The sequence below is a fragment of the Burkholderia orbicola genome (assembly GCF_900100915.1).
GTDB lineage: Bacteria > Pseudomonadota > Gammaproteobacteria > Burkholderiales > Burkholderiaceae > Burkholderia > Burkholderia orbicola.
The window spans coordinates 278,296-304,014 of record NZ_FNKW01000001.1 but is presented as its reverse complement, the minus strand read 5'-3'; the positions used below and the strand labels follow the sequence as shown (position 1 = coordinate 304,014).

Genomic DNA, 25,719 nt, shown 5'->3' with positions numbered 1-25,719 from the left:
GAAATCCTGTGATGAAATCCGTTCGTTCCGTGCTGCTCGCCGCGATGCTCGCGGGCGGCCTCGCCGTTGCCCCCGTGACGTTCGCAAAACCGCCGGTGCCGCCCGCGGCGGTGCCGACGGTGGCGGTCGGCCCGCAGTACGACACGACGCACGTGTGCGTCGCCCCCGAAGACTTCGACCGCTTCACCGACAGCTTCGTCGCGACGTTCGGCGGCAAGAAGTCGAAGCAGGGCGTGTTCCAGGTCACGCCCACGCCGAGCCAGACGATGTCGCAACTGGTGCTCACGCCGGTCGGCACGATCTCGGTGTTCGGCTTCAAGACGCCGATCCCGTATCCGTTCTGCGCGGAGCGCACCGGCTATCTGGTGACCGACATGGACGTTGCCGTGAAGTCGGCGCGCGAGCACGGTGCCGACGTGATCGTCGACACGTTCCCCGACCCGATCGGCCGCGACGCGATCATCACGTGGGCGGGCGGCGTGAACATGCAGCTGTACTGGCACACGCAGGCGCCGAATTACGACGCACTGCAGACCATCCCCGAGAATCGCGTCTATGTGTCGCCGCAAAGCGTGCGCAAGTTCGTGCACGACTTCGTCAAGTTCTCGAAAGGCAAGGTGGTGTCCGACAATCTGAAGGCGCCGGGCATCGAGATCGGTCGGCCGGACGATACCTACCGCCGGATTCGCATCGAATCGGGCTTCGGCAAGATGACCGTGCTGGTGACCGATGGCCATCTGCCTTACCCGTTCGGCCGCGAGATGACCGGCTACGAAGTGCCCGATCTCGCCGCGACGCTCAAGCAGGCCGAAGCCGCGGGCGTGACGGTGCTGGTGCCGCCGTTCAAGTCGGACGGCCGCGACGCGGCGCTCGTGCAGTTCCCCGGCGGCTACGTCGCCGAAATCCACGCGAGCGCGGCGCGATGAAGCACGAGGACACGATCCTTGCCGCGGTGGCCGGCTTCGTCGATACGCTCAGCTTCGTCGCGCTGTTCGGGCTGTTCACCGCGCACGTGACCGGCAACTTCGTGCTGATCGGCGCGGGCATCGCGGGCTTCGGCCAGGGCGTCATACTGAAGCTCAGCGTGTTTCCGGCGTTCGTGTGCGGCGTGATCGCGAGCAGCCTGATCGCGCGGTCGATGGCCGCGCGACCGGCCTGGCAGGGCACGCGCGTGCTGCACACGGTGCAGGCCGTGCTGCTGCTCGGCTTCTGTGCGGCCGGCGTGTGGGCGACGCCCGTCACGCAGCCTGATAGCCTGGCGGCGCTCGTGGCCGGCATCGTCGGCACGTTCGCGATGGGCGTGCAGAATGCGCATCCGCGCGTGATCGCCCGCGCGGGCGGCGTGCCGAATACGGTGATGACCGGCAACGTCACGCAGGCGATCCTGGATGCGGTCGACATCCTGTCGCCCGGCATGGCGGACAGCGTGCGCGCCACCGCGCGCGCACGCTTCGCGAAGATGCTGCCGGCGATCGTCGCGTTCGCGCTCGGCGCGGCGGGCGGTGCGCTCGGGTTTCGCTATATCGGATTCCTGGCGCTGCTGGTGCCCGTCGGCGCGCTCGCGACGCTCGCGCTGTGCGCGGCGCAATCAGCCGGCACCACCACGCAGGAGCGCGCATGATCGAGCGACGGAGACGACGCCACGGCCGCCGCGTCGAGCGGGCCGCGCGCGTGTCGATCGTCGCGGGGCTGTTGTTCGCGGGCGCCGACGCGGTGTGCGCGGAAGCGGCAACTGCGTCGACTTCGACTTCGACTTCGACGCAAGAACCGACTCCAGCATCGACCGCGTCATCGGCTTCGGCGCCGGCCTCGACGTGCACCGCCAAACGCCCGACGGTGTTGTTCAACCGCTGGCAGGAAGACTGGTCGGTGCTCGCGAATCCGTGCGTGCCGCGCGCGCCGCTCGACGGGTTGAAATACCTTCCCCTCGGCAACGATCCGTCCTCCTATCTGTCGCTCGGCGTGAACCTGCGGGAGCGTCTCGAGACCAACGACGCGCCGCTGTTCGGCATCGGCTCCGCGCAATCGGATACGTACCTGATCCAGCGCATCGAAGTGCACGCCGATGCGCATCTCGGCCCGCACTGGCAGTTTTTCGCGCAGTTGCAGGACGCACGCGCGTTCGGCAAGAACACGGTGTCGCCGGTCGACAGGAACCCGCTCGATCTCGAACAGGCGTTCGCGACCTACACGGGCGCGCTCGGCGGCGGCACGGTCAAGTTCCGCGTCGGCCGGCAGGAGATGGCGTTCGACCTGCAGCGCTTCATCGCCGCGCGCGACGGCCCGAACGTGCGGCTGGCGTTCGATGCGGTGTGGGCCGATTACGAATACGGCAAGTGGCGCTTCATCGGCTATGCGACGCAGCCGGTGCAGAACCGCAACGCGTCCGATTTCGACGACGTGTCGAATCGCGATCTCACGTTCAGCGGCGTGCGCTTCGAGCGGCAGTCGGTGGGGCCGGGCGACCTGTCCGGCTACTGGTCGCGTTACAACCGCCGCGGCGCGCGTTTTCTCGATGCGAGCGGCCCCGAGCATCGCGACGTATGGGACGTTCGCTACACGGGCACGCACGGGCGCTTCGACTGGGATCTCGAAACGATGCTGCAGACCGGCACGGTCGGCAACGCCACGATCGGCGCGTGGGCCGTCGGCTCGATCGCCGGCTACAAGCTCGACGCGCCGTGGTCGCCGCGCATCGCGCTGCAGGTCGACGCGGCATCGGGCGACCGGCATCCGCGCGACGGCCGCGTCGGCACCTTCAATCCGCTGTTTCCGAACGGCTATTACTTCACGCTGGCCGGCTATACGAGCTATGCGAACCTGATTCACGTGAAGCCGTTGGTGACGCTGAAACCGTGGGCGAACCTGTCGCTGCTCGGCGCGCTCGGGTTCCAGTGGCGCGAGACGACCGGCGACGCCGTCTATCAGCAGCCGAACATCCCGGTGCCGGGCACGGCGGGCAAGGGCGGATTGTGGACGGGCATGTACGTGCAACTACGCGCGGACTGGACGATCGCCGCGAACCTGATCGGCGCGATCGAGGCCGTGCATTTCCAGGTCGGCGACGCGATCCGGCAGGCGGGCGGGCACAACGCGGATTACGTCGGCGTCGAGCTGAAGTACGGCTGGTGACGGCGGCGCGCGGCAACCCGCACGCGACATGAAAAAGGGCAGCCCCGCGGGGCTGCCCTTCGTTCGTCCGGGCCGCCAGTTTGGCCGGCCCGTTCGCGGGGATGGCGATGCCGTTACAGGTTCGGCGACAGCGCGAGCGCGTTCGTCAGGTCGCCCATCGGCTGCGCGCCGTTCGCCTTCAGCGCGTCGTCGCGCTGCTGCAGGCCCGCGAGGCGCGGCAGCGAGAAGCGGCGCGTGATGAAGCGCAGGATCGAACCCGTGTCGTACTGCGTGTGATCGACGAAGCCCTTCTTCGCGTACGGCGACACGATCAGCGCGGGAATGCGGGTACCCGGGCCCCAGCGGTCGGCATTCGGCGGCGTCGCATGATCCCAGAAGCCGCCGTTTTCGTCGTACGTGACGACCACGACCATGTTCTTCCACTGCGGGCTCGCCTGCAGGTGCGCGATCACGTCGGCGATGTGCTGGTCGCCGGACGTGACGTCCGTGTAACCCGGGTGCTCGTTCAGGTTGCCTTGCGGCTTGTAGAACGTGACCTGCGGCAGCGTGCCCGCGTCGATCGCCTTGATGAACTCGGCGCCGTTCGCGCCGCCGTCGAGCAGGTGCTGCGCGCGGCTCGCGGTGCCCGGCGCCTGGTTCGCGAAGTAGTTGAACGGCTGGTGGTGCGGCTGGAAGTTCGGCGTCGACAGGTCGGCGCCGTAGATCACGTTCGACGTGCCGTTCTGGCTCGCCTGCAGCGCCTGGCCCCACGCGCCGGAATACCACGCCCACGACACGCCCGCGTTGGTCATCAGGTCGCCGATGTTGGTCGCCGTCTGCGGCGGCATCGTCGACGGATTGGCCGGGTCGGCGAGCAGCGGATCGCCGCCCGCAGCCGCCTTGTTGCCGCTCGGCTGATACGCCGGCTGCATCGTGTTGATGCCGTAGAAGTCGGGCGTGAGCGCGCCGTCGTTGACGAACTTCGGCGGGCCGCTCAGCGCGGAAGCCGGCGAATTCGTCGCGACCTTCAGCGATTTGCCGTCGGCGTTCAGCACGGCGATCTTGCCGGCCGCCGGGCTCTTGTCGGCATTCGCGTAGTACGGCGCGCACGCGCAGATCAGGTACTGGTGGTTCAGGAACGAACCGCCGAACGCGCCCATGAAGAAGTTGTCGGCGAGCACGTACTGCTGCGCGATCTTCCACAGCGGCAGCTTCGACGGATCGGCCGTGTAGTGGCCCATCGTCAGGCCGCCCGCGTCGGTCCAGGCGGCGTACATGTCGTTCTTGCCGCCGTTGATCTGCATCTGGTCCTGGTAGAAGCGGTGCACGATGTCGCGCGTCGCGATGCTCATCGACTGGTTGAAGCCTTTCGGATCGTCGATCGCGAACGGCGCGTTCGGCAGGTTCGCCGTCATCGCCTCGGTCACCGCCGGCGTGATGCCGGTCGCGGTCAGGCCGCCCCAGATCTTCGGCAGCGTCGCCATCGTCGAGCCGTCGCGATCCTTCTGCACCGAATTCGCGGCCGTCGCGTTCTGCAGGCCGTTCGCGCCCGGGAAGTTGCCGTACAGGTTGTCGAAGCTGCGGTTTTCCGCGTAGATCACGACGACGTTCTTGACGGCCGACAGGCCCTGTTGCGTGACGTCGTCGCCGCCGCAGGCGGTCAGGCTGAGCGCGGCCGCGAGGGCGATCGGCGTGTAGCGAATCCAGGCGTGCTTCTTCATGCGATGTTCTCTCTCATTCGTCGTTGGTCGCGTGTGGGAACCGGGTGGCGGGAGGGCCGGCGCGCGAACCTCGCGGTACCGCCCGGCTGCGCGCATTATCTGGAACCGATTTGACAGCCGGGTGTAGGGACGCTTTCAATTGACTGTCGGTTGAACGTCATCCAACGGTCACGGAACTGACATAAGCTCCGGCCGATTGCCCACCGCTACCAGAACAACGATGCACACCCTTCTGAAATCCTTCGCGTCCGCGCGATCGCTGATTCCCGCCGCGGCGACGCTCGCGATGGTCGGCGCGCTCGCGGCGCTGGCCGGTTGCGATGCGCAGCCCGGCACGAGTGCGTCGGCCGCGTCCGTCGTACCGGCGGCGCAGGCCGCTCCGGCCGCCCCGGCGGTCGCGCCGGCCAGCCAGCCGCAGACGCGTGCACAGGTGTTCGAAGGCGTGAAGCAGATGACGGCGCTCGGCAAGCAGCTGTTCTTCGATCCGTCGCTGTCCGGGTCCGGCAAGCTCGCTTGCGCGTCGTGCCACAGCGCCGAACATGCGTTCGGGCCGCCGAACGCGCTGTCGGTGCAGCTGGGCGGCGACGACATGCACCGTACCGGCTTTCGCGCGGTGCCGTCGCTGAAGTACCTGCGCGGTATCCCGCCGTTCAGCGAGCACTTCCACGATTCGCCGGACGAAGGTGACGAAAGCATCGACGCGGGGCCGACCGGCGGACTGACCTGGGATGGTCGCGTCGATACGCGCGATGCGCAGGCGCGCATTCCGCTCACGTCGCCGTTCGAGATGAGCAGCTCGCCCGCGCGGGTCGCGAAGGCGGTTCGCGCCGCGCCGTACGCCGACGCGTTCCGCAAGGCGTTCGGCGACCAGGTGCTCGGCGACGACCGGGCGACGTTCGATGCGGTGCTGCGCGCGCTCGACGCATTCCAGCAGCAGCCGGCGCTGTTCGATCCGTACACGAGCAAATACGACGCGTATCTGGCCGGCCACGCGCAGCTCACGCCCGCGGAGTTGCACGGCCTGCAGCTGTTCAACGACGAGAAGAAGGGTAACTGCGCGAGCTGCCACATCAGCCAGCGCACGCTCGAAGGCGGCCCGCCGCAGTTCAGCGATTTCGGGCTGATCGCGATCGCGGTGCCGCGCAACCGCGCGCTGCCGGTCAATCGCGACCCGCGCTTCTACGATCTCGGCGCCTGCGGCCCCGAGCGCACCGACCTGAAGGGCCGCGACGAATTCTGCGGGCTGTTCCGCACGCCGTCGCTGCGCAACGTCGCGCTGCGCAAGACGTTCTTCCACAACGGCGTGTATCACTCGCTCGAGGACGTGATGCGCTTCTACGTCGAACGCGACATCCATCCCGAGAAGTTCTATCCGGTCGTGCACGGCAAGGTGCAGATCTACGACGATCTGCCGAAGCGCTACTGGCCGAACATCAACCGCGAAGCGCCGTTCGACCGCAAGCCCGGCGACCAGCCGGCGCTGAACGCGGCCGAGATCAAGGACGTGATCGCGTTCCTCGGCACGCTGACTGACGGGTATCAGCAAACGGGTGCGGTGGCCAAGCCCTAGGGCCTGTTCCCGCTAATAACGGGCTTGCGCTGGCCCCCAGAAGGGCCGAGCGCGAGGATTGCGACGAAGCGAATACTCGACGTATTCGCGAGGAGCATGACGCGGCGATCGGCCCTTCTGGGGGCCAGCCCCACGAATGCATTTTTCCAAACAAGGGGAACGTGCCTTTCCGCCCACATTGCGGCGTCGTGCGTCGCTTGTTTGGCACGGCCAAACGGCGCTCCTTACTCCTTGCACTGCGGGCGGAAAGGCACGTTCGCAAGCCCGTTATTAGCGGGAACAGGCCCTCGAGGCATTCACGGTAGCACGCATGCTATGCTCGCTCGCTGACGGGCGTGGCGCATGCCGGCGGGCCGGCCCCCGGTCCGCCGGCATGCGCCACGCCGTTCGATCGAACATCCAAGGAGAAAAACATGTCGATGCGTGCATCCCTTTCCATCGTCACGCGTGTGCTGGCCGGCGCCGCGTGCGCAGCCGCGATGCTGCCCGCCCATGCGCAGAACAACCTGAATTTCCTGAACGACACGCCGATCAGCTATTTCAGCAAGACCGATCGCGCGTCGCTCTCCAAGGCGGTCGTGCAGGCGCGCGACGAAGGCAAGGACGGCGAAACCACGACGTGGCAGAGCAACGGCCGCGGCACGCAGATCGATGCGAAGCTCACGCCGAGCACGACCGAGACGGACGGCAAGACCTGCCGCGAAATCGCGACCGAAATCACCGCGAAGGGCCAGACGATGACGCTCAAGCCCGTCTACTGCAAGACGGCCGCGGGCAAGTGGCAGCTGCAGAAGCGCTGAGCACGCGCATGATGAAGCGGGGCGGCGCGCCGCGCACGGTGTCGTGCGGCGTCGTGATCCTCGATACGGCCGGCCGCGTGTTCCTCGCGCACGCGACGGACACCACGCACTGGGACATCCCGAAGGGGCAGGGCGAACCGGGCGAGACGCCGGCCGACGCCGCGCTGCGCGAACTGCTCGAGGAAACCGGCATCGAGTTCGCGCCGGCACGCTTGCTCGATCTCGGCCGCTTCGCATACCGGCACGACAAGGACCTGCACCTGTTCGCGGTGCAGGTGGCCGAAGGCGAGATCGATCCCGCGCGGTGTACGTGTACGTCGCTGTTTCCGAGCCGTCGCGACGGCTCGATGATTCCCGAGATGGATGCGTATCGCTGGACCGTGCCGGGCGACGTCGACACCTATGCGAGCCGCAGTCTCGCGCGGCTGTTTCGCACGAAGCTGTCGCTGGCGGAGCTGCATCGGCGGTTGTCGGGCGCGTGAATGAGCGCCGCGGCTGTCGCTGCGGCCATCCGTCCTTCGGCGCACGCCGATAAAAAAACCGGCCCTCGAGCCGGTTTTTTTCATGGGCAGGCAGCGGGGCGGCTTGCGAAGCCGCACGCCGCCGCGTGCAGCAGGCCGTCAGGCCGGCTTGCCCCAGCTGTCGCGCAGCCCGACGATCCGGTTGAACACCGGCTTGCCCGGCTTCGAATCGACACGGTCTGCAACAAAGTAGCCGTGGCGCTCGAACTGCAGGCGCGTTTCCGGTGCGACGTCGCCGTTGCCCGGCTCGAGGTACGCCTGCACGATCTTCTTCGAATCGGGGTTCAGCGCCTCGAGGAAGTTCGCGCCGCCCGCGTCCGGGTGCGGCTCCTTGAACAGGCGGTCGTAGATCCGCACTTCGGCCGGCTGCGCGTGCTTCGCGCTGACCCAGTGGATGTTGCCCTTGACCTTGTACGTGTTCGCGCCTTCGGTGCCCGACTTGCTGTCCGGGAAGTAGTTGCAGTGCACGGCCGTCACGTTGCCGTCGGCGTCCTTGTCGAAACCCGTGCACTCGATCACGTAGCCGTAGCGCAGGCGCACCTTGTTGCCCGGGAACAGCCGGAAATAACCCTTCGGCGGATTCTCGACGAAGTCCTCGCGCTCGATCCACAGCTCGCGCGAGATCGGGAACGTGCGCACGCCGCGGTCCGGATGGTGCGGATGCACGGGCGCCGTGCAGGCTTCCTCGAGGTCTTCCGGATAGTTGTCGATCACGAGCTTCAGCGGATCGAGCACCGCGACCGTACGCGCGGCCTTGTCGTCGAGGTCGTCCCGCAGCGCGCCTTCGAAGATGCTCATGTCGATCCACGAATCGATCTTCGTCACGCCGATCCGTTCGCAGAACAGGTGAATGCTTTCCGGCGTGAAGCCGCGGCGGCGCACGCCGACGATCGTCGGCATCCGCGGGTCGTCCCAGCCGTCGACGTGGCCTTCGGTGACGAGCTGCAGCAGCTTGCGCTTGCTGGTGATCGCGTACGTGAGGTTCAGCCGCGAGAATTCGATCTGTTGCGGCAGCGGGCGCGTGAACACGCCGGCTTCCGCGAGTTCGTTCAGCACCCAGTCGTACAGCGGGCGGTGATCCTCGAACTCGAGCGTGCACAGCGAATGCGTGATGCCTTCGAGCGCATCCGAGATGCAGTGCGTGTAGTCGTACATCGGGTACACGCACCATGCGTCGCCGGTGCGGTAATGGTGCGCGTAGCGGATCCGGTAGATCACCGGGTCGCGCATGTTCATGTTCGGCGACGCCATGTCGATCTTCGCGCGCAGCACGTGCTCGCCTTCCTTGAACTCGCCGGCCTTCATGCGGCGGAACAGGTCGAGGTTTTCTGCCGGCGTGCGATCGCGGAACGGCGACGGCTTGCCGCCTTCGGTCAGCGAGCCGCGGTTCGCGCGCATTTCGTCGGCGCTCTGGCTGTCGACGTAAGCCTTGCCGCGCTGGATCAGCAGCTCGGCGAACTCGTACAGCTTGTCGTAGTAGTCGCTCGCGAAATACTGGTGATCGACCGCGTCCTTGCGCCAGTCGAAGCCGAGCCAGCGCACCGCGTCGACGATCGAGTCGACGTATTCGACGCTTTCCTTTTCCGGGTTCGTGTCGTCGAAGCGCAGGTGGCACACGCCGCCGTAGTCGCGCGCGACGCTGAAGTTCAGGCAGATGCTCTTCGCGTGACCGATGTGCAGATAGCCGTTCGGCTCGGGCGGGAAGCGCGTTTCGACGCGGCCGCCCCATTTGCCGGTGCGGTTGTCGTCGTCGATGATGTTGCGGATGAAATTGGAAGCCGCGGGGGCGTCGTTGCGTTCGGTGCTCATGCGGTTGGCGTCAGGGTTGTGTCGGCGCGTCGCGCCGGTTTAATCCTGTAATTCTACCTGACCGGGGTCCGTCCCGCGCGGCCTGCCGGTCGGCTGCCGTCGGTTCGCGATGTGTTTCGCAATATATCGAGTGTGTGTCGGCTGTAACACGACGTAAATCGGATTGCCGGCACCGTTCGGGTTTTCCTATGATCGCTTTACCGATTCAATGCCGCCATTCGCAATTTTTGCCTGGCGGGAGGAAGCCAATAATCATGATGAAGAAGACCACTTTTCTCGTTCGTACCGCGGTGATCGTCGCGGCCCTGTCGCAACTCGGCGCATGCGCGATGACGCATACGCAGCGTAACGCCGGTATTGGCGCGGCCGCGGGCGGCGCGCTCGGCTACCTGATCACGGGCGGCCCGATCGGCACGGTGGCCGGCGCGGCGGCAGGCGGCCTGGTCGGCGCCGGCGTACGCTGATCTACCACGCCGGCTGGCGCCCGCGACGTGGGCGCCACTGCACGCCGGCCGGTCGTGACGCCTGCCTGAGCGCGTCACGACCCGCTCGAAGGTCACGCACATCCCCCGAATTTTGACAGGCACCATCAGGGAGAGGCGGGTGTGCGACACTGCGTCGACGCTACAACACGATTCCATTCGTCGACGAATCCTTCCATGACCGACCCCGTCGTTTTCGTCCTGCCGGGCTATGCCAATTCGGGCCCGCTTCACTGGCAGAGCCGCTGGGAGCGCGCGGATGCGCGCTTCTCGCGGGTCGCGATGCCTGACTGGAACCGCGCGTTCCGCAACGGCTGGTGTCTCGCGCTCGACCGGGCGGTCGAAGCCGCGCGCGGGCCCGTGCTGATCGCCGGCCACAGCCTCGGCACGCTGACCACCGCCTGGTGGGCGACCCGCTATGCACGCCCGGCCGCGCTCGCGAAAGTGCGCGGCGCGCTGCTCGTCGCGTTGCCCGATCCCGCCGGGCCGGTGTTTCCGGCAGAGGCACACGGCTTCGGCCCGGTGCCCCACGAGCGGCTGCCGTTTCCCACCTGTGTCGTCGCGAGCAGCGACGATCCGTACGGTTCGCTCGCGTTCGCACGCGGCTGCGCGAACGCGTGGGGCAGCACGTTCCATGACCTCGGCCCGCGCGGTCACATCAACGCGGACAGCGGGCTCGGCGACTGGCCGCAAGCGCGCGGCTGGCTCGACGCGCTCGGGCGTTAGTCAGCCTGCCGGTCGGGCGCGGGTCGCGGCCGTGTGATCCCGTCGTTGCACGCCACGTGCGCCCGCAGCCGCCGCGACGCCGTCACCCGAATCGCGTCAGATCGCCTGTTTCGCCTTCAACGCGGCGATCCGCACGTCGTCGTAGCCGAGCATGTCGCGCAGCACGTCTTCCGTCTGCGCGCCGAGCAGCGGCGGGGCCGTGCGCGCGTCCGGCGGCGTCGCGCTCATCCGGATCGGGTTGCGCACGAGCTTCACGTCCGCGCCGCACGGGTGCGGCAACGACACCTGCATCCCGCGCGCGACCACCTGCTCGTTGTCGAACACCTCGTCGAGATCGTTGATCGGCCCGCACGGCACGCCGGCCGCTTCGAGCGCGCCGATCCAGTCGGCCTTGCCGCGGGCCTTCACCATCTCCGCGAGGATCGGCACCAGCGTGTCGCGGTGGCGCACGCGCGACGGGTTCGTCGCGAAGCGCTCGTCGTCGGCCAGCTCGGGCCGGCCGCCGGCCTCGACGAACTTGCGGAACTGCCCGTCGTTGCCGACCGCGACGATAATCCAGCCGTCGCGCGTCTGGAACGTCTGGTACGGCACGATGTTCGGATGCGCGTTGCCCCAGCGCACCGGCGGCTTGCCGCTCGCGAGGAAGTTGGTGTTCATGTTCGCGAGCAGCGCGACCTGCACGTCGAGCAGCGCCATGTCGATGTACTGGCCTTCGCCCGTGCGGTCGCGATGCGCGAGCGCGGCGAGCACGGCGATCGTCGAATAGAGGCCGGTCGCGAGATCGGCGATCGCGACGCCGGCCTTCTGCGGGCCGCCGCCCGGCTCGCCGTCGCGTTCGCCGGTGATGCTCATGAAGCCGCCGATCCCCTGCACGATGAAATCGTAGCCCGCGCGGTGCGCATACGGGCCGGTCTGGCCGAAGCCGGTGACCGAGCAGTAGACGAGATCGGGCTTCACCGCGCGCAGCGCTTCATAGTCGAGCCCGTATTTCTTCAACTGGCCGACCTTGTAGTTCTCCAGCACGACGTCGCTCTGCGCGGCGAGCTCGCGCACGATCTGCTGCCCCTCGGGCGTCGCGATGTCGATCGTCACCGAGCGCTTGTTGCGGTTCGCCGCGAGGTAGTACGCGGCTTCGGCGGTATCCGCGCCGTCCGCGTCCTTCAGGTACGGCGGCCCCCAGTGGCGCGTGTCGTCGCCGGCGCCCGGGCGCTCGACCTTGATCACGTCCGCGCCGAAATCGGCAAGGGTCTGCGCGCACCACGGGCCCGCGAGCACGCGGGTCAGGTCCAGCACGCGGATATGGCTCAGGGCACCCATCGTCGAATCGTCTCCTTTCATGGCGGGCCTGCGTTGTCGGGCAAGGCCGATTGGCATGCCGAGCATCTTAAGGCGAATCGGCCGCGCGGGTGGCCCAGGCGGCTCGTCCGGATGGCCGAGCCGCCTTGCCGGCGCTTTGCCCGGAAGCCGGCCCCGATCCCGTATAATCGATCGTTTCCGAATCCATGCCGCCGCGCGCCCCGCCTGGGGCGGCGGCGTTTGAAGCCGTCTTTGCCAGACTGTCCCCGCACGCCATGAAAGCTGCCGAAATCCGCGAGAAATTCCTCAAATTCTTCGAATCGAAGGGCCACACGATCGTCCGCTCGTCGAGCCTCGTGCCCGGTAACGACCCCACGCTGATGTTCACGAACTCGGGCATGGTCCAGTTCAAGGACGTCTTCCTCGGCACGGACCCGCGCCCGTACTCGCGCGCCACGACGGCGCAGCGCAGCGTGCGCGCGGGCGGCAAGCACAACGACCTCGAGAACGTCGGCTACACGGCGCGCCACCACACGTTCTTCGAGATGCTCGGCAACTTCTCGTTCGGCGACTACTTCAAGCACGACGCGATCAAGTTCGCGTGGGAGCTGCTGACCACGGTCTACCAGCTGCCGAAGGACAAGCTGTGGGTGACCGTCTACCAGGAAGACGACGAAGCCTACGACATCTGGGCGAAGGAAGTCGGCGTGCCGACCGAGCGGATCATCCGGATCGGCGACAACAAGGGCGCGCGCTACGCGTCGGACAACTTCTGGACGATGGGCGACACCGGCCCGTGCGGCCCGTGTACCGAAATCTTCTACGACCACGGCCCGGACGTGTGGGGCGGCCCGCCGGGGTCGCCTGAAGAAGACGGCGACCGCTACATCGAGATCTGGAACCTCGTGTTCATGCAGTTCAACCGCGACGCGCAGGGCAACATGACGCGCCTGCCGAAGCAGTCGGTCGACACCGGCATGGGCCTCGAGCGTCTCGCCGCGGTGCTGCAGCACGTGCACAGCAACTACGAGATCGACCTGTTCCAGAACCTGATCAAGGCCGCCGCGCGCGTGACCGAGATCAGCGACCACACGAACAACTCGCTGAAGGTGATCGCCGATCACATCCGCGCGTGCTCGTTCCTGATCGTCGACGGCGTGATCCCCGGCAACGAAGGCCGCGGCTACGTGCTGCGCCGGATCGTGCGCCGCGCGATCCGCCACGGCTACAAGCTCGGCCGCAAGGGCGCGTTCTTCCACAAGCTGGTGGCCGACCTCGTCGCCGAGATGGGCACCGCCTATCCGGAGCTGAAGGAAGCCGAGCAGCGCGTGACCGACGTGCTGCGCCAGGAAGAAGAGCGCTTCTTCGAGACGATCGAGCACGGCATGTCGATCCTCGAAGCCGCGCTGGCGGAGGTCGAGGCGAAGGGCGGCAAGGTGCTCGACGGCGAACTCGCGTTCAAGCTGCACGACACGTACGGCTTCCCGCTGGACCTGACGGCCGACGTGTGCCGCGAGCGCGGGATGACGGTCGACGAGCCGGCATTCGACGACGCGATGGCGCGCCAGCGCGAGCAGGCGCGCGCGGCCGGCAAGTTCAAGGCGACGCAAGGCCTCGAATACTCGGGCGCGAAGACCACCTTCCACGGTTACGAGGAAATCGCGTTCGACGACGCGAAGGTCGTCGCGCTGTACGTCGACGGTTCGGCCGTCAACGAGGTGAAGACCGGCCAGGACGCGGTCGTCGTGCTCGATCACACGCCGTTCTATGCGGAATCGGGCGGCCAGGTCGGCGACCAGGGCGTGCTCGCGAACGCCGCGACGCGCTTCGCGGTGGCCGACACGCTGAAGGTGCAGGCCGACGTGATCGGCCATCACGGCACGCTGGAGCAGGGCACGCTGAAGGTGGGCGACGTGCTGCGCGCGGAAATCGACGCGCACCGCCGCGCCCGCACGCAGCGCAACCACTCGGCCACCCACCTGATGCACAAGGCGCTGCGCGAAGTGCTCGGCGCGCACGTGCAGCAGAAGGGTTCGCTCGTCGACGCGGACAAGACCCGCTTCGACTTCGCGCACAACGCACCGATGACCGACGACGAAATCCGTCGCGTCGAGCAGATCGTCAACAACGAGATCCTCGCCAACGCGCCGGGCATCGTGCGCGTGATGCCGTACGACGAAGCGGTGAAGGGCGGCGCGATGGCGCTGTTCGGCGAGAAGTACGGCGATGAAGTGCGCGTGCTCGATCTCGGCTTCTCGCGCGAACTGTGCGGCGGCACGCACGTGCACCGCACCGGCGACATCGGCCTGTTCAAGATCGTCGTCGAAGGCGGCGTCGCGGCCGGCATCCGCCGCGTCGAGGCGATCACCGGCGACAACGCGGTGCGCTACGTGCAGGAGCTCGACGCACGCGTGAACGAAGCCGCGGCCGCGCTGAAGGCGCAGCCGTCGGAACTCACGCAGCGCATCGCGCAGGTGCAGGAGCAGGTGAAGTCGCTCGAGAAGGAACTGGGCGCGCTGAAGTCGAAGCTCGCGTCGAGCCAGGGCGACGAGCTCGCGCAGCAGGCCGTCGAAATCGGCGGCGTGTACGTGCTGGCCGCGACGCTCGACGGCGCCGATGCGAAGACGCTGCGCGAAACGGTCGACAAGCTGAAGGACAAGCTGAAGAGCGCGGCGATCGTGCTGGCGGCCGTCGAAGGCGGCAAGGTGAGCCTGATCGCGGGCGTCACGCCGGACGCGAGCAAGAAGGTCAAGGCCGGCGAGCTCGTGAACTTCGTCGCGCAGCAAGTGGGCGGCAAGGGCGGCGGCCGTCCGGACATGGCGCAGGCGGGCGGCACCGAGCCGGCGAACCTGCCGGGCGCGCTGGCGGGCGTGAAGGGCTGGGTCGAAGAACGGCTCTGAACCCTGATCGTTGCACGACCGATGCGATGCCGTCGCCCTGACGGCATCGCGTGAATCGAAAAACGACCCGATCGGCAGGCGCCGGTCGGGTCGTTTCGTTTGTGCAGCCCATGCGCGTCGATCGATGCGGTGGCGCGCGCATACGGGTCAGGCCGGCACGGTCACCGTTGGCGTCGTCATGTCCCCAGGCTGCCGCGCGGCGTCGGTGAGCGCATCGCGCAGCGCGGCGAGCGCCGCCGACGCATAACCGCGCCGCCACCCGAGCAGCGTGTCGATGCCTTCGAGTTCGGGAATCGTGTGCGCGGCGATGTTGCCGGTCTCCGGCTGCAGATCGAGTACCGAACGTGGTGCGACCGCGACGCCCGCGCCGGCCGAGACGCACGCGACGATCGCGTGATACGAACCGAGTTCGAGCACACGGGCCGGCTTCACGCCGTGCGCCGCGTACCACCGTTCGACGTACTTGCGATACGCGCAGCCGCGCTCGAACGCGATCAGCGTCGGCAGGATCACGTCGCGCGGCGTGCGCACCGGCGGGTGGCCGCGCGGCGTGAGCAGCACGAGGTCCTCGCGGAAGATCGGCACCGTCTCGAACGTGTCGGGCAGCGTGTCGGGATCGGGCGGCCGCGCGAACAGCGCGGCGTCGATCTCGAAGTCGCGCACGCGGTCGATCAGGCACCCCGTCGTGCCCGTCAGCAGTTCGAGCGACACGTCGGGCCACGCATGGTGGTAGCGCGCGAGGAGGGTCGGCAGCCGGCTCGCGGCCGTGCTTTCCATCGTGCCGAGCCGCAGCCGCCCACGCGGCGTGTCCTCGCGCACCGCGTCGCGCGCCTCGTCGGCGAGTGCGAGCAGGCGCTCCGCATACGGCAGCAGCGTGTGCCCGGCCGGGGTCAGCACGAGCCGGCGGCCGTCGCGCACGAACAGCGCCGCGCCGAGTTCTTCCTCCAACTGCTTGATGCGCGTCGTGACGTTCGATTGCACGCGATTGAGCTTGGCCGCCGCGCGCGTCACGCCGTTTTCGCGCACGACCGCCCGGAAAATCGCCAGCGCCGCCAGGTCCATGATTCTCTCCAAGGGATGGGTCGATTCTCAATTATTCATTTTTCGAGAACGGTTGGTCAAGCTAGGATGGACCCATTCCGATTTCCGATCCGGCCGGCGCGCGACGCGCCCGCCCATGCCGCCATGTCCCGCTTCGATGCTTCGACCGCCGCTGCCCACGTGCTTTCGTCCGACCAGGCCGACCGCCGTGCCCGCGCGGCCGCGCTCGCCTGCATGGTCGGCCTGGCCGTCGTGCTCGGCGTCGGCCGTTTCGCGTTCACGCCGCTGTTGCCGTTGATGCTCGCGGACGGCTCGATCGGTCTGAAGGGCGGCAGCTGGCTCGCGTCGGCGAACTATGCGGGATACTTCGTCGGCGCGGTCAGTTGCGCGGCGCTGCGCGTCGCGCCGGCGCGGATGGTGCGCTTCGGGCTCGTCGCGACCGTGCTGCTCACCGCCGCGATGGGTGTCGGCCACCTGCTGCCGGTGTGGCTCGTCGTGCGTTTCGTCGCGGGCGTCGTCAGCGCATGGACGTTCGTGTTCGTGTCGCAATGGGGACTGCGGCGCCTGGCCGAGCTGCATGCGCCCGAATGGAGCGGGGTGATCTACGCGGGGCCGGGCGTCGGCATCGTGGTGACGGGGCTGATCGGCAGTGCGCTGGCCGGGCAGCGTGCATCGGTGGGCTGGCTGGGTTTCGCGGCGTTGTCGGCTGTCCTGTCGGTCGCGATCTGGCGCACGTTTGGTACGACGCCGGCTCCCGAACGGACTCCGACCCCGGCGCACGCGCAGCCCACGCCGCCGGCTGCCGCGCCGCATGCGGCCACCGGTGCGCCGGTCACCCCGGCGGCGCGGGCCGACACGCGACGCCCTCGCGCGGACGCCGCGTGGCTCGTCGTGCTGTACGGCGCACCGGGCTTCGGCTACATCATCACCGCGACGTTCTTGCCGGTGATCGCGCGCGCCGCGCTGCCGGCCGGTTCGCCGTGGCCCGACCTGTTCTGGCCGATGTTCGGCGCCGCGCTGATCGTCGGCGCGATCACCGCCGCACGGCTGCCCGGGCACTGGGACAACCGGCTGCTGTTGGCGGCCGGCTGCGTGACGCAGGCGCTCGGTATCGCAGCCGGGATCGTGTGGCCGAACGCGGCCGGTTTCTCGATCGGCAGCGCGCTGCTCGGCCTGCCGTTCACCGCGATCACGCTGTTCGCGATGCGCGAGGCAAGGCGTCTGCACGGCGAGCGGGCGGCCGGGTTGATGGGCTATGCGACCGCGTCGTACGGCGTCGGGCAGATCCTCGGGCCGCTCGTCGCGGCGCCGCTGGCCGCGCGCTTCGGGTCGTTCACACCCGCGCTGTGGGTCGCGGTGGCGGCGCTGCTGACCGGCGCCGCCGGCTTCGCGGCGACCGCCGCACGCGGGCGCGGGTCGCCCTGACGCCGGTGGGGCCGGATCGTCTCGGGCGCGGGCAAACTCGCTAGAATGAAGCCTTTCCCGCGCCGAGCGGGTGTCCGACGCGGCCTGCAGGCCGATGCCCGGCGCTCGCCAGATCCCCATCGATGACCACCGCCGACTACCGCTTTTGCCCGCGCTGCGCGAGCCCGCTGACCGAGCGGGCCGATCCCGACCATGAAGGCGGCCGCGTCCGCCAGGCCTGCCCCGACGACACCTGCGGCTATGTGCACTGGAACAACCCGCTGCCGGTCGTCGCCGCGATCGTCGAACTCGACGGCAAGATCCTGCTCGCGCGCAACGCCGCGTGGCCCGAAGGGATGTTCGCGCTGATCACCGGCTTCCTCGAAAACGGCGAGACGCCCGAGGACGGCATCGCGCGCGAGGTATTCGAGGAAACCGCGCTGAAGGCCGAGCAGGTGTCGCTCGTCGGCGTGTACGAATTCATCCGCAAGAACGAACTGATCATCGCGTACCACGTGCGGGCGTCGGGCACGGTGTCGCTGTCGCCGGAACTGCTCGAATACAAGCTCGTCGATCCGCCGCTGCTGCGCCCGTGGCGCGCCGGCACGGGCGTCGCGCTCGCCGACTGGATGCGCGCGCGCGGCCTCGATTTCGAATTCGTCGACCGGCCGGGGCAGTGACGCGCCGGCCTGCCCGCGGCGTGTCGTCCGCTGTGCCGCGCGCGATCGCGACGCGACGCCGCGTTGCCTGCCGGCGCGCCGCGTGCTTCGGCCGCCGCGCGTCGTCCCAACCGTTCCCATCGTTCCCTTCGCTTCCCTCGTCCTGAGCGCCATCGCCATGTCCGACAAGCCGCAGCCGCGTCCGCGCGACGCCTATCGCCACTTCCTGCCGATCACGACCCGCTGGATGGACAACGACGTCTACGGGCACGTGAACAACGTCGTCTACTACAGCTACTTCGACACCGTCGTGAACGAGTACCTGATCCGCGCGGGCGTGCTCGACGTCGAGCACGGGCAGACGATCGGGCTGGTCGTCGAGACGCAGTGCAACTACTTCGCGCCGCTCGTGTTCCCGCAATCGGTCGACGCGGGGCTGCGCGTCGTCAAGCTCGGCACGTCGAGCGTGCGCTACGAAGTCGGGCTGTTCGCGCAAGACGAGGCGTCGCCCGCCGCGCAGGGGCATTTCGTGCACGTATACGTCGATCGCGACACGCGCCGTCCGGTGCCGCTGCCCGACGCGCTGCGCGCCGCGCTCGAACCGCTCGCCGCCTGACGCGACGCGGTGCACGCGTTCGCGCTCCAGGCCTTCAACGGCCTCAGCTACGGCTTGCTGCTGTTCATGCTGTCGGCCGGCCTCACGCTGATCTTCAGCGTGCAGGGTGTGCTCAACTTCGCGCATGCGAGTTTCTACATGCTCGGTGCGTACGTCGGCTACAGCATCGCGGGCTGGGCGGGCTTCTGGCCCGCGCTCGTGCTCGCGCCGCTGGCGGTCGGGCTGCTCGGCGCCGGCTGCGAACGCGCGCTGCTGCGCCGCGTGCAGGCGCGCGGCCATACGAGCGAACTGCTGCTGACCTTCGGTCTTGCATACCTGATCGGCGAGGGCGCGAAACTCGTGTGGGGCCTCGCGCCGCTGCCGGCGCCGGTGCCGCCGCTGTTCGACGGCGCGCCCGTGACCGTGTTCGGTCTCGCCTTGCCGCGTTACCGGCTGTTCATGATGGCGATGTCCACGACGATGCTGGTCGCGCTCGGCGTGCTGCTGCGCGCGTCGCGTATCGGGCTCGTCGTGCGCGCGGCGCTCACGCATCGCGCGGCGGTCGAGGCGCTCGGCTACGACGTGCCGCGCGTGATGACGGCGCTGTTCGGCGCGGGCACCGCGCTCGCGGCGCTGGCCGGCGTGATCGGCGCGCCGCTCGCGGTGATCGAACCGGCGCTCGCCGAGACGGTCGGGTCGGTCGTGTTCGCGGTGGTCGTGATCGGCGGGCTTGGCTCGCTCGGCGGCGCGTTCGTCGCGTCGCTCGCGGTCGGCTTCGCGCAGACCTTCGCGGCCGCGAGCGACACGTCGCTGCGCGATCTCGCGCAATGGACGGGCATCGCGCTGCCCGACAGCGTGGCAGCGGTGTCGATCGCGCAACTGGCGCCGCTGGTGCCGTACCTGCTGCTCGTCGCGGTGCTGGTCGCGCGGCCGCGTGGGCTGTTCGGCGAGCGTGTCGATGCGTAGCCGCGCAGTGGCCGGATGCATGCGCTGGGCGCTGTTCGCCGCGTGCGTCGCGCTGCCCGCGTGGCTGTGGCCGCATGGTGCGGTGCTCGGCTATCTCGCGCAGACGGCCGCGCTCGTCGTGCTCGCGCTGTCGTACAACCTGCAGCTCGGCACGACCGGGCTGCTGTCGTTCGGGCATGCGGCGTTCGCGGGCCTCGGCGCGTTCGCGGCCGCGCACTGGTTCAATCACGTCGGCGGCCCGCTGCCGCTGCTGCCGCTCGTCGGCGGCATGGCCGGCGCGGGCTTCGGGTTCGTCGCCGGGCTGTTGGCGACGCGCCGCTCGGGCACCGCGTTCGCGATGATCACGCTCGGGCTCGGCGAATGCGTCGCGGCCGCCGCGTGGAGCGTGCCCGCGTGGTTCGGCGGGATCGGCGGCGTGCCGATCGACCGGGCGAGCGGCGCGCCGTGGGGCAACGGGTATTTCGGCGCGCCGGCCCACGCGTATGCGCTGATCGCCGCGTGGTGCGTCGTGTCGGCGGCGGCCATGCATGTGCTGACGCGCACGCCGCTCGCGCGGCTCGCGAACGCGGTGCGCGACAACCCGGCGCGCGTCGCGGCGCTCGGCACCGATCCGCGCCGCGTGCGGCTCGCGATGGTCACCTGCGCATCGTTCTTCGCCGGCGTCGCCGGCACGCTGACGCTGATCGACGTCGAACTCGCGACGCCCGACAGCGTGTCGATGGCGCGCTCGGCGACCGTGCTGATCGCCGCGGTGATCGGCGGTACCGGTGCGTTCTTCGGGCCGGCGGCCGGCGCGGCCGTGCTGACCGCGCTGAGTATCGGCGTCGCGGGCGTGTCGCGTGCGTGGGCGCTGTATCTGGGCGTGCTGTTCGTCGCGGTCGTCGTGGCCGCGCCGGGCGGGATCGCCGGCATCGCGCAGGCACTCGCGCATGCATTGCGGCGCGATGTGCCGGCGACCGAGCGCTGGCGGGTGCTGTGCGCGATCGGGGCGTGCGTGTTCTGGGGCGTCGCGATCGTCTGCGCGGCCGAGCTCGGCTATGCGTGGCGCTTCGCGCAGGACGACGGCACGGGCCTCGCGTTCGGCGCATGGGGCATCGACGCCGATACGCCGGTCGGCTGGGCCGTCGCGGCTTCGGCGGCAGGCATCGGCACGCTGCTGTGGGGCTGGCGCGCGCGGCTCGGGCACGGCGCGGCGGTCGCCACGCAGGAGGACGCACGATGAACGGCAACGCGATCGCGCTGCACGGCGTGGTGCAGCGCTTCGGCGCGCAGACCGTGCTCGACGGCGTCGATCTGAGCATCGCGGCCGGCGAACGCCACGCGCTGATCGGGCCGAACGGCGCGGGCAAGTCGACGCTGTTCGGTGTGATCGCCGGGGCGACGCGCCCGACGCGCGGGCGCGTCATGCTGCACGGCGTCGAGCTGCGCGGGCGCGGGCCGGTCGTCGCGAGCCGCCTCGGCATCGGCCGCAGTTTCCAGCAGACGAGCGCATTCGCGCGCCTCAGCGTATTCGACAACCTGCGCTGCGCGGCGCTGCATGCGCCGGCCGAGCGGCGGCGCTGGTGGAACCGGCTGCGCGAATCGGCGTCGGTCGATCTCGCGGCCGCGCGCGTGCTGCACGACATCGGCCTCGACGCGCGGCGCGATACGCCGGCCGGCGAACTGAGCTATGCGGAGCAACGCGCGCTCGATCTCGGGATCGCGCTCGCGAGCGGTGCACGTACGCTGCTGCTCGACGAGCCGACGGCCGGCATGAGCCGCGCGCAGGCGGCGCGGATGATCGCGCTGATCCGTGCGACGACGCAGGGCCGCACGGTGCTGATGATCGAGCACGACATGGACGCGGTGTTCGGTTTCGCCGAACGCATCACGGTGCTCGTGCGCGGCGCGGTGGTCGCGACCGGCGCGCCCGATGCGATCCGCGCCGATCCGAGCGTGCGCGCCGCGTACCTGGGCGAGGGCGCGGCATGAACGCCGTGCTCGACATTCGCGGGCTGCGCGCGTGGTACGGGAGGCAGCCCGTGCTCGACGGCGTCGATCTCGCGCTCGCGCCGGGCGAGACGCTCGCGCTGCTCGGCCGCAACGGCTCGGGACGCTCGACACTCGCGAAGGCCGTGATGGGGCTCGTACGCACGGCCGGCTCGGTGCGCATCGCCGGCGCCGAATGCGCGGGGGCGCGCACGTTCGAGATCGCGCGGCGCGGCGTTGCTTACGTGGCTGAAAGCCGCGACGTGTTTCCGCTGCTGAGCGTGCGCGACAACCTGCGGCTCGGTTTGCGCGGCGCGAGCGGCGCCGCCGAACGCACGGCGCTCGATCGTCTGTTCGAGCGTTTTCCACTGTTGGCCGCGCGCGCGGACGTGAAAGCCGGGCGGCTGTCGGGCGGCGAGCAGCAGGTGCTCGCGCTGGTGCGCGCACTCGCCGGGCGCCCGCGCGTGCTGATCGTCGACGAGCCGGCCGAGGGGCTCGCGCCGCTCGCGGTCAACGAAGTCGGCGCGTGCCTCGCCGCGCTGCAGGCCGACGGCGTCGCGATCATGCTGATCGAGCAGCGGCTGCAGCTCGCACCGAGGCTCGCGCGGCGCGTCGCGGTGATGGGGCGCGGACGGATCGTCTACGACGGTGCGCTCGACGGCCTGGGCGGCGAGGTCGCCGATGCGTGGTTGAGCGCCGGCTGACCGCGTCCGGTCGATTGTTCGGCAAACTCCGCCAGTCAATTCGCATCGAGCCGCTTTATCGCTGCGGTGCCGCAACGTACATTGCCAGTCAGGCCGGTCGCCCTCACAACGCGTCGACGCGTCAACGCATCGTCGCGGCAACCGGCACCATCCATCGAACGTCTTCGGACTGAGGAATGAAATCATGAGCAAGCTGACAGGCAAGGTCGCGATCGTCACGGGCGCATCCAAGGGCATCGGCGCGGCAATCGCGAAGGCACTGGCCGACGAAGGCGCAGCGGTCGTCGTCAACTACGCGAGCAGCAAGGCGGGTGCGGACGCGGTCGTGAGCGCGATCACCGAAGCGGGCGGCCGCGCGGTCGCGGTCGGCGGCGACGTGTCGAAGGCCGCCGATGCGCAGCGCATCGTCGATACCGCGATCGACACGTACGGCCGTCTCGACGTGCTCGTCAACAACTCCGGCGTGTACGAATTCGCACCGATCGAAGCGATCACCGAGGAACACTACCGCCGGCAGTTCGACACGAACGTGTTCGGCGTGCTGCTGACCACGCAGGCCGCGGTCAAGCATCTCGGCGAAGGCGCGAGCATCATCAACATCAGCTCGGTGGTGACCAGCATCACGCCGCCGGCCAGCGCCGTGTACAGCGGCACGAAGGGTGCGGTCGACGCGATCACCGGCGTGCTCGCGCTCGAACTCGGCCCGCGCAAGATCCGCGTGAACGCGATCAACCCGGGGATGGTCGTGACCGAAGGCACGCACAGCGCGGGCATCATCGGTTCCGATATGGACGCACAGGTGCGTAGCCAGACGCCGCTCGGCCGCCTCGGCGAGCCGAACGACATCGCGTCGGTCGCCGTATTTCTCGCGTCGGACGATGCACGTTGGCTGACCGGCGAGCGTCTCGTCGCGAGCGGCGGGCTGCGCTGAGCATCCACGCAGTCCACGCGAACGGTGCGTGTGCGCCGTTCGCGCCGCTACGCGCTCATTGCGAGCGCATTCGCGCCGACGTGCCAGCGCAGGCATTCGACGACGAGCGCGTGATTGGCTTCGGAGCCGAGCCCCGCGATCGTCATCGCGCCGACGATGCCGGCCCCGGCGACCCGCAACGGCACACCGCCGCCGTCGAGCGCATAGTCGTCGTCCGACAGGCCCTGCGAGCGCAGCGACCAGCCGGCACGCCGGAAGCAAGCGCCGACCGCGAGCGAACTCTGGCCGAAACGCAGCACCGTGTTCTGCCGGCGGCGGATCGCATCGCCGTCGTGCGCGCCGCTGCCGTCGAGCGCGCAGTAGAACAGCGGTGCATGCCCGCCGACGATGCCGACCGCGATCGGCAGTCCGCGTCGCGACGCGAGGTTGACCGCGATTTCGCCCATTCGACGTGCGACGGCCGCATTGAAGTGCGGCAGCGCCGGGTTCGACGCGTCGTCGTCGAAGGCGTGGGGTGCGAGGCGAAAGGGGGGCGTCACCATGGCGGCTCCGTAGCGTTGCCGGCGCGGTACGCGCGTGCCGGGCGTCGCATCGTCAGGGGCCGCGCGAGGGCCCGTGTTCCATTCAGTGCTTCGGCGTTTCAGCACGTCAGCACTTCTTCAGCACTTCAACGTTTCGGCGCCGCGTCGAGCATCCACTCGTGCGCGGGATCGTTCTTGAACGCCCACGCGCGGCTCGGGCCCGCCATCACGTTCAGGTAGTACAGGTTGTAGCCGTGAGGCGCGACCACCGGGTGATAGCCGCGCGGCACCATCACGACGTCATGGTTCTCGACCGCGCAGGCCTCGTCGAGGCTGCGATCGTCGGTGTACACGCGCTGGAACGCGAAACCCTGCGGCGGATCGATCCGGTGGTAATAGGTTTCCTCGAGCGACGTCTCGTCGGGCGCCGCGTCGCGGTCGTGCTTGTGCGGCGGATAGCTGCTCGAATGGCTGGCCGGCGTGACGACTTCGACGACGAGCAGCCGGTCGGCGGCCGGATTGTCGCCCATCAGGATGTCGCATACGTAGCGCGTGTTGGTGCCTTGCCCGCGCACCGAGCGGCGCATCCGCTCGCCGTCGAGGCGCAGCACGCGCTTGTCGCCGCTCGCGTACGGCGCCGTGCACAGCGCGACTTCCGCATCGCGCGTCGCGACCAGCGTGACGCGCTTGCCGCCCGGTACGTACAGCGCGTCCGGAGACACGTCCTCGAACACGCTGTCGCGCTTGCCGAGTGCATCGTAGGTTTCGCCGTCGACTTCGGCACGCACCGTGCCCGTCAGCACCACGACGCACAGTTCGCGCGTGCCGGTGTCGAGCGTTTCGATGTCGCCGGCCTTCAGGCGCAGCGCGCGAAAGCCGACATGCTTCCAGCCGGCCGATTCGGGCGTGACGTTGCAGATCTCGCGGTCGGCGGATGCCTTGATCAGCAGGGGAGAAATCGTCATGAAATGGGTCTCCGCAATAGGATAGGGCTCGAGCGCTCACGCGCCTTCGTGCCGGCTCACGCGCTCAACCGGTCGACGATTGCGCGCAGCGATTCGTAGCCTTTCTTCGCATACGCATAGCTCGGCGCGACGGCCGGGTCCTGCTCGGCCTCGACGACGAGCCAGCCTTCGTAGCCGGCGTCCTTCAGCGTGCGCAGCGTCGCGTCGTAGTCGAGCGCGCCGTCGCCCGGCACCGTGAAGGTGCCGTTGATCACGCCGTTCAAAAAGCTCCAGCCGTCGTTGCGCGCCTGGTTGACGACCTGCGGCCGCACGTCCTTGCAATGCACGTGCGCGACGCGCGATACGTGCTTCTTCAGCAGCGCGACCGGGTCGGCCGCGCCGCCGAAATACGCGTGGCCGGTGTCGAACAGCAGGAACACCTTCGCCGGATCGGTCAGCGCCATCAGCCGGTCGACGTCGTCCGGCGACTCGACGTACGCGCCCATGTGGTGATGGTAGGCAAGCTTGATGCCGTACGTGTCGAGCAGGTGCGCGCCGAACGCGTCGAGGCGCGCCGCATAGCGCCGCCACGCTGCGTCGTCGACGAAACGCGGCCGCTTCGCGACCGGCGTGTCGATGTTGCCCTGGATCGTCCCCGCGCATTCGCCGTACACGACGACTTTCACGTCGTTGTACTGCAGCTTCGTCATGTGCGCGCGGCAGCGCTCGATTTCGGCGGCGACCGCATCGGCGTCGGTCATGCCCGGCGCGAGCTCCGCGAGGAAGCCCGAATACCAGCCCGACACGCACACGAGCCCGAATTCGGCGAGCTTCGCTTTCAGTTCGGGGCCTGTCTTCGGAAACTTGTTGCCGAGCTCGAAGCCCGCATAGCCGATTTCGGCGCCTTCCTTCAGCGCCGTTTCGAGCGGCGTCTCACCGCCGAGCGACGGCAGATCGTCGTTCATCCACGACAGGGGATTGATACCGATGCGGACGTTCCAGCTCATGACGTGCTTCCTTGATTCGAATGGTGTTGTCTCGGCGCGGCCG

General features: G+C 69.0%; 24 protein-coding genes. 17 read left to right on the top strand and 7 right to left on the bottom strand.

Annotated elements, in window-relative coordinates; genetic code table 11:
- The first annotated feature begins 11 nt into the window (after positions 1–11).
- Genes BLS50_RS01360 through BLS50_RS01350 form a run of 3 tightly spaced genes read left to right on the top strand, consistent with a single transcriptional unit; the run spans position 12 to position 3,132 of the window.
- Positions 12–926: a VOC family protein gene (locus tag BLS50_RS01360; RefSeq protein WP_074800152.1), complete on the top strand. Its 915-nt coding sequence runs from the start codon at positions 12–14 to the stop codon at positions 924–926.
- On the top strand, positions 923–1,621 hold the full coding sequence (locus BLS50_RS01355; RefSeq protein WP_074800148.1) for a YoaK family protein: 699 nt from the start codon (positions 923–925) through the stop codon (positions 1,619–1,621). Before BLS50_RS01360 ends, BLS50_RS01355 begins: the two co-directional genes overlap by 4 nt.
- Positions 1,618–3,132, top strand: coding sequence for an alginate export family protein (locus BLS50_RS01350; protein ID WP_074800146.1), 1,515 nt, complete (start codon positions 1,618–1,620; stop codon positions 3,130–3,132). Before BLS50_RS01355 ends, BLS50_RS01350 begins: the two co-directional genes overlap by 4 nt.
- Before the next feature lie 113 nt (positions 3,133–3,245).
- On the opposite strand, the gene BLS50_RS01345 is transcribed toward BLS50_RS01350, so the two are convergent.
- Positions 3,246–4,832 (bottom strand): acid phosphatase, encoded by a 1,587-nt coding sequence (locus BLS50_RS01345; protein WP_011694259.1) that lies wholly within the window; start codon positions 4,830–4,832, stop codon positions 3,246–3,248.
- Positions 4,833–5,052: 220 nt separating this feature from the next.
- On the opposite strand from BLS50_RS01345, the gene BLS50_RS01340 reads away from it, so the two are divergent.
- From BLS50_RS01340 to BLS50_RS01325, 3 genes are all read left to right on the top strand, one after another.
- Positions 5,053–6,402 (top strand): cytochrome-c peroxidase, encoded by a 1,350-nt coding sequence (locus tag BLS50_RS01340; protein ID WP_074800143.1) that lies wholly within the window; start codon positions 5,053–5,055, stop codon positions 6,400–6,402.
- A 413-nt stretch (positions 6,403–6,815) separates the two neighbouring features.
- On the top strand, positions 6,816–7,202 hold the full coding sequence (locus BLS50_RS01330) for a hypothetical protein (RefSeq protein ID WP_053523994.1): 387 nt from the start codon (positions 6,816–6,818) through the stop codon (positions 7,200–7,202).
- Positions 7,203–7,213: 11 nt separating this feature from the next.
- Positions 7,214–7,684 (top strand): NUDIX hydrolase, encoded by a 471-nt coding sequence (locus BLS50_RS01325; protein WP_011545186.1) that lies wholly within the window; start codon positions 7,214–7,216, stop codon positions 7,682–7,684.
- 138 nt (positions 7,685–7,822) lie between these two features.
- On the opposite strand, the gene BLS50_RS01320 is transcribed toward BLS50_RS01325, so the two are convergent.
- Positions 7,823–9,532 carry a glutamine--tRNA ligase/YqeY domain fusion protein gene (locus tag BLS50_RS01320; protein WP_011694261.1) on the bottom strand — a complete coding sequence of 570 codons (1,710 nt, stop codon included), beginning with the start codon at positions 9,530–9,532 and terminating at the stop codon, positions 7,823–7,825.
- Positions 9,533–9,786: 254 nt separating this feature from the next.
- On the opposite strand from BLS50_RS01320, the gene BLS50_RS01315 reads away from it, so the two are divergent.
- Both BLS50_RS01315 and BLS50_RS01310 read left to right on the top strand, forming a co-directional pair.
- A complete protein-coding gene (locus BLS50_RS01315; RefSeq protein ID WP_006476248.1) occupies positions 9,787–9,996 on the top strand; it encodes an ornithine acetyltransferase in 210 nt (69 codons plus the stop codon).
- A gap of 195 nt (positions 9,997–10,191) precedes the next feature.
- Entirely contained in the window at positions 10,192–10,740 is a 549-nt protein-coding gene (locus BLS50_RS01310; RefSeq protein ID WP_027813481.1) for an RBBP9/YdeN family alpha/beta hydrolase, read from the top strand.
- A 96-nt stretch (positions 10,741–10,836) separates the two neighbouring features.
- On the opposite strand, the gene BLS50_RS01305 is transcribed toward BLS50_RS01310, so the two are convergent.
- A complete protein-coding gene (locus BLS50_RS01305; RefSeq protein ID WP_012328332.1) occupies positions 10,837–12,057 on the bottom strand; it encodes a CaiB/BaiF CoA transferase family protein in 1,221 nt (406 codons plus the stop codon).
- Between the two features lie 254 nt (positions 12,058–12,311).
- On the opposite strand from BLS50_RS01305, the gene alaS reads away from it, so the two are divergent.
- Positions 12,312–14,936, top strand: a complete 2,625-nt coding sequence (alaS, locus tag BLS50_RS01295; protein WP_074800133.1) for an alanine--tRNA ligase — start codon at positions 12,312–12,314, stop codon at positions 14,934–14,936.
- A 147-nt stretch (positions 14,937–15,083) separates the two neighbouring features.
- Here the strand turns inward: alaS and BLS50_RS01290 are convergent, their stop codons facing one another.
- Complete coding sequence (locus BLS50_RS01290; RefSeq protein WP_074800131.1) at positions 15,084–15,998, bottom strand: LysR family transcriptional regulator; 915 nt, start codon at positions 15,996–15,998, stop codon at positions 15,084–15,086.
- Between the two features lie 123 nt (positions 15,999–16,121).
- On the opposite strand from BLS50_RS01290, the gene BLS50_RS01285 reads away from it, so the two are divergent.
- The 8 genes from BLS50_RS01285 (at position 16,122) to BLS50_RS01250 (ending at position 23,204) form a co-directional block, all read left to right on the top strand.
- A complete protein-coding gene (locus BLS50_RS01285) occupies positions 16,122–17,402 on the top strand; it encodes a YbfB/YjiJ family MFS transporter (RefSeq protein ID WP_074802738.1) in 1,281 nt (426 codons plus the stop codon).
- Positions 17,403–17,524: 122 nt separating this feature from the next.
- Positions 17,525–18,061 carry an NUDIX domain-containing protein gene (locus BLS50_RS01280; RefSeq protein WP_069232526.1) on the top strand — a complete coding sequence of 179 codons (537 nt, stop codon included), beginning with the start codon at positions 17,525–17,527 and terminating at the stop codon, positions 18,059–18,061.
- 157 nt (positions 18,062–18,218) lie between these two features.
- Positions 18,219–18,656, top strand: coding sequence for an acyl-CoA thioesterase (locus BLS50_RS01275; RefSeq protein WP_074800129.1), 438 nt, complete (start codon positions 18,219–18,221; stop codon positions 18,654–18,656).
- A 9-nt stretch (positions 18,657–18,665) separates the two neighbouring features.
- A complete protein-coding gene (locus tag BLS50_RS01270) occupies positions 18,666–19,601 on the top strand; it encodes a branched-chain amino acid ABC transporter permease (RefSeq protein WP_074800126.1) in 936 nt (311 codons plus the stop codon).
- A complete protein-coding gene (locus BLS50_RS01265) occupies positions 19,594–20,823 on the top strand; it encodes a branched-chain amino acid ABC transporter permease (protein ID WP_074800123.1) in 1,230 nt (409 codons plus the stop codon). Before BLS50_RS01270 ends, BLS50_RS01265 begins: the two co-directional genes overlap by 8 nt.
- Complete coding sequence (locus BLS50_RS01260) at positions 20,820–21,572, top strand: ABC transporter ATP-binding protein (RefSeq protein WP_011545198.1); 753 nt, start codon at positions 20,820–20,822, stop codon at positions 21,570–21,572. The genes BLS50_RS01265 and BLS50_RS01260 overlap by 4 nt, the downstream gene beginning before the upstream one ends.
- Complete coding sequence (locus BLS50_RS01255) at positions 21,569–22,273, top strand: ABC transporter ATP-binding protein (protein ID WP_074800119.1); 705 nt, start codon at positions 21,569–21,571, stop codon at positions 22,271–22,273. Before BLS50_RS01260 ends, BLS50_RS01255 begins: the two co-directional genes overlap by 4 nt.
- A gap of 184 nt (positions 22,274–22,457) precedes the next feature.
- Positions 22,458–23,204 carry a glucose 1-dehydrogenase gene (locus BLS50_RS01250; protein ID WP_027807887.1) on the top strand — a complete coding sequence of 249 codons (747 nt, stop codon included), beginning with the start codon at positions 22,458–22,460 and terminating at the stop codon, positions 23,202–23,204.
- Between the two features lie 47 nt (positions 23,205–23,251).
- Here the strand turns inward: BLS50_RS01250 and BLS50_RS01245 are convergent, their stop codons facing one another.
- From BLS50_RS01245 to iolE, 3 genes are all read right to left on the bottom strand, one after another.
- Entirely contained in the window at positions 23,252–23,746 is a 495-nt protein-coding gene (locus BLS50_RS01245) for a heme-degrading domain-containing protein (protein WP_027807886.1), read from the bottom strand.
- A gap of 125 nt (positions 23,747–23,871) precedes the next feature.
- On the bottom strand, positions 23,872–24,690 hold the full coding sequence (gene iolB / locus BLS50_RS01240) for a 5-deoxy-glucuronate isomerase (protein ID WP_074800115.1): 819 nt from the start codon (positions 24,688–24,690) through the stop codon (positions 23,872–23,874).
- A 56-nt stretch (positions 24,691–24,746) separates the two neighbouring features.
- A complete protein-coding gene (iolE, locus tag BLS50_RS01235; RefSeq protein WP_027807884.1) occupies positions 24,747–25,676 on the bottom strand; it encodes a myo-inosose-2 dehydratase in 930 nt (309 codons plus the stop codon).
- Between the last annotated feature and the right edge of the window lie 43 nt (positions 25,677–25,719).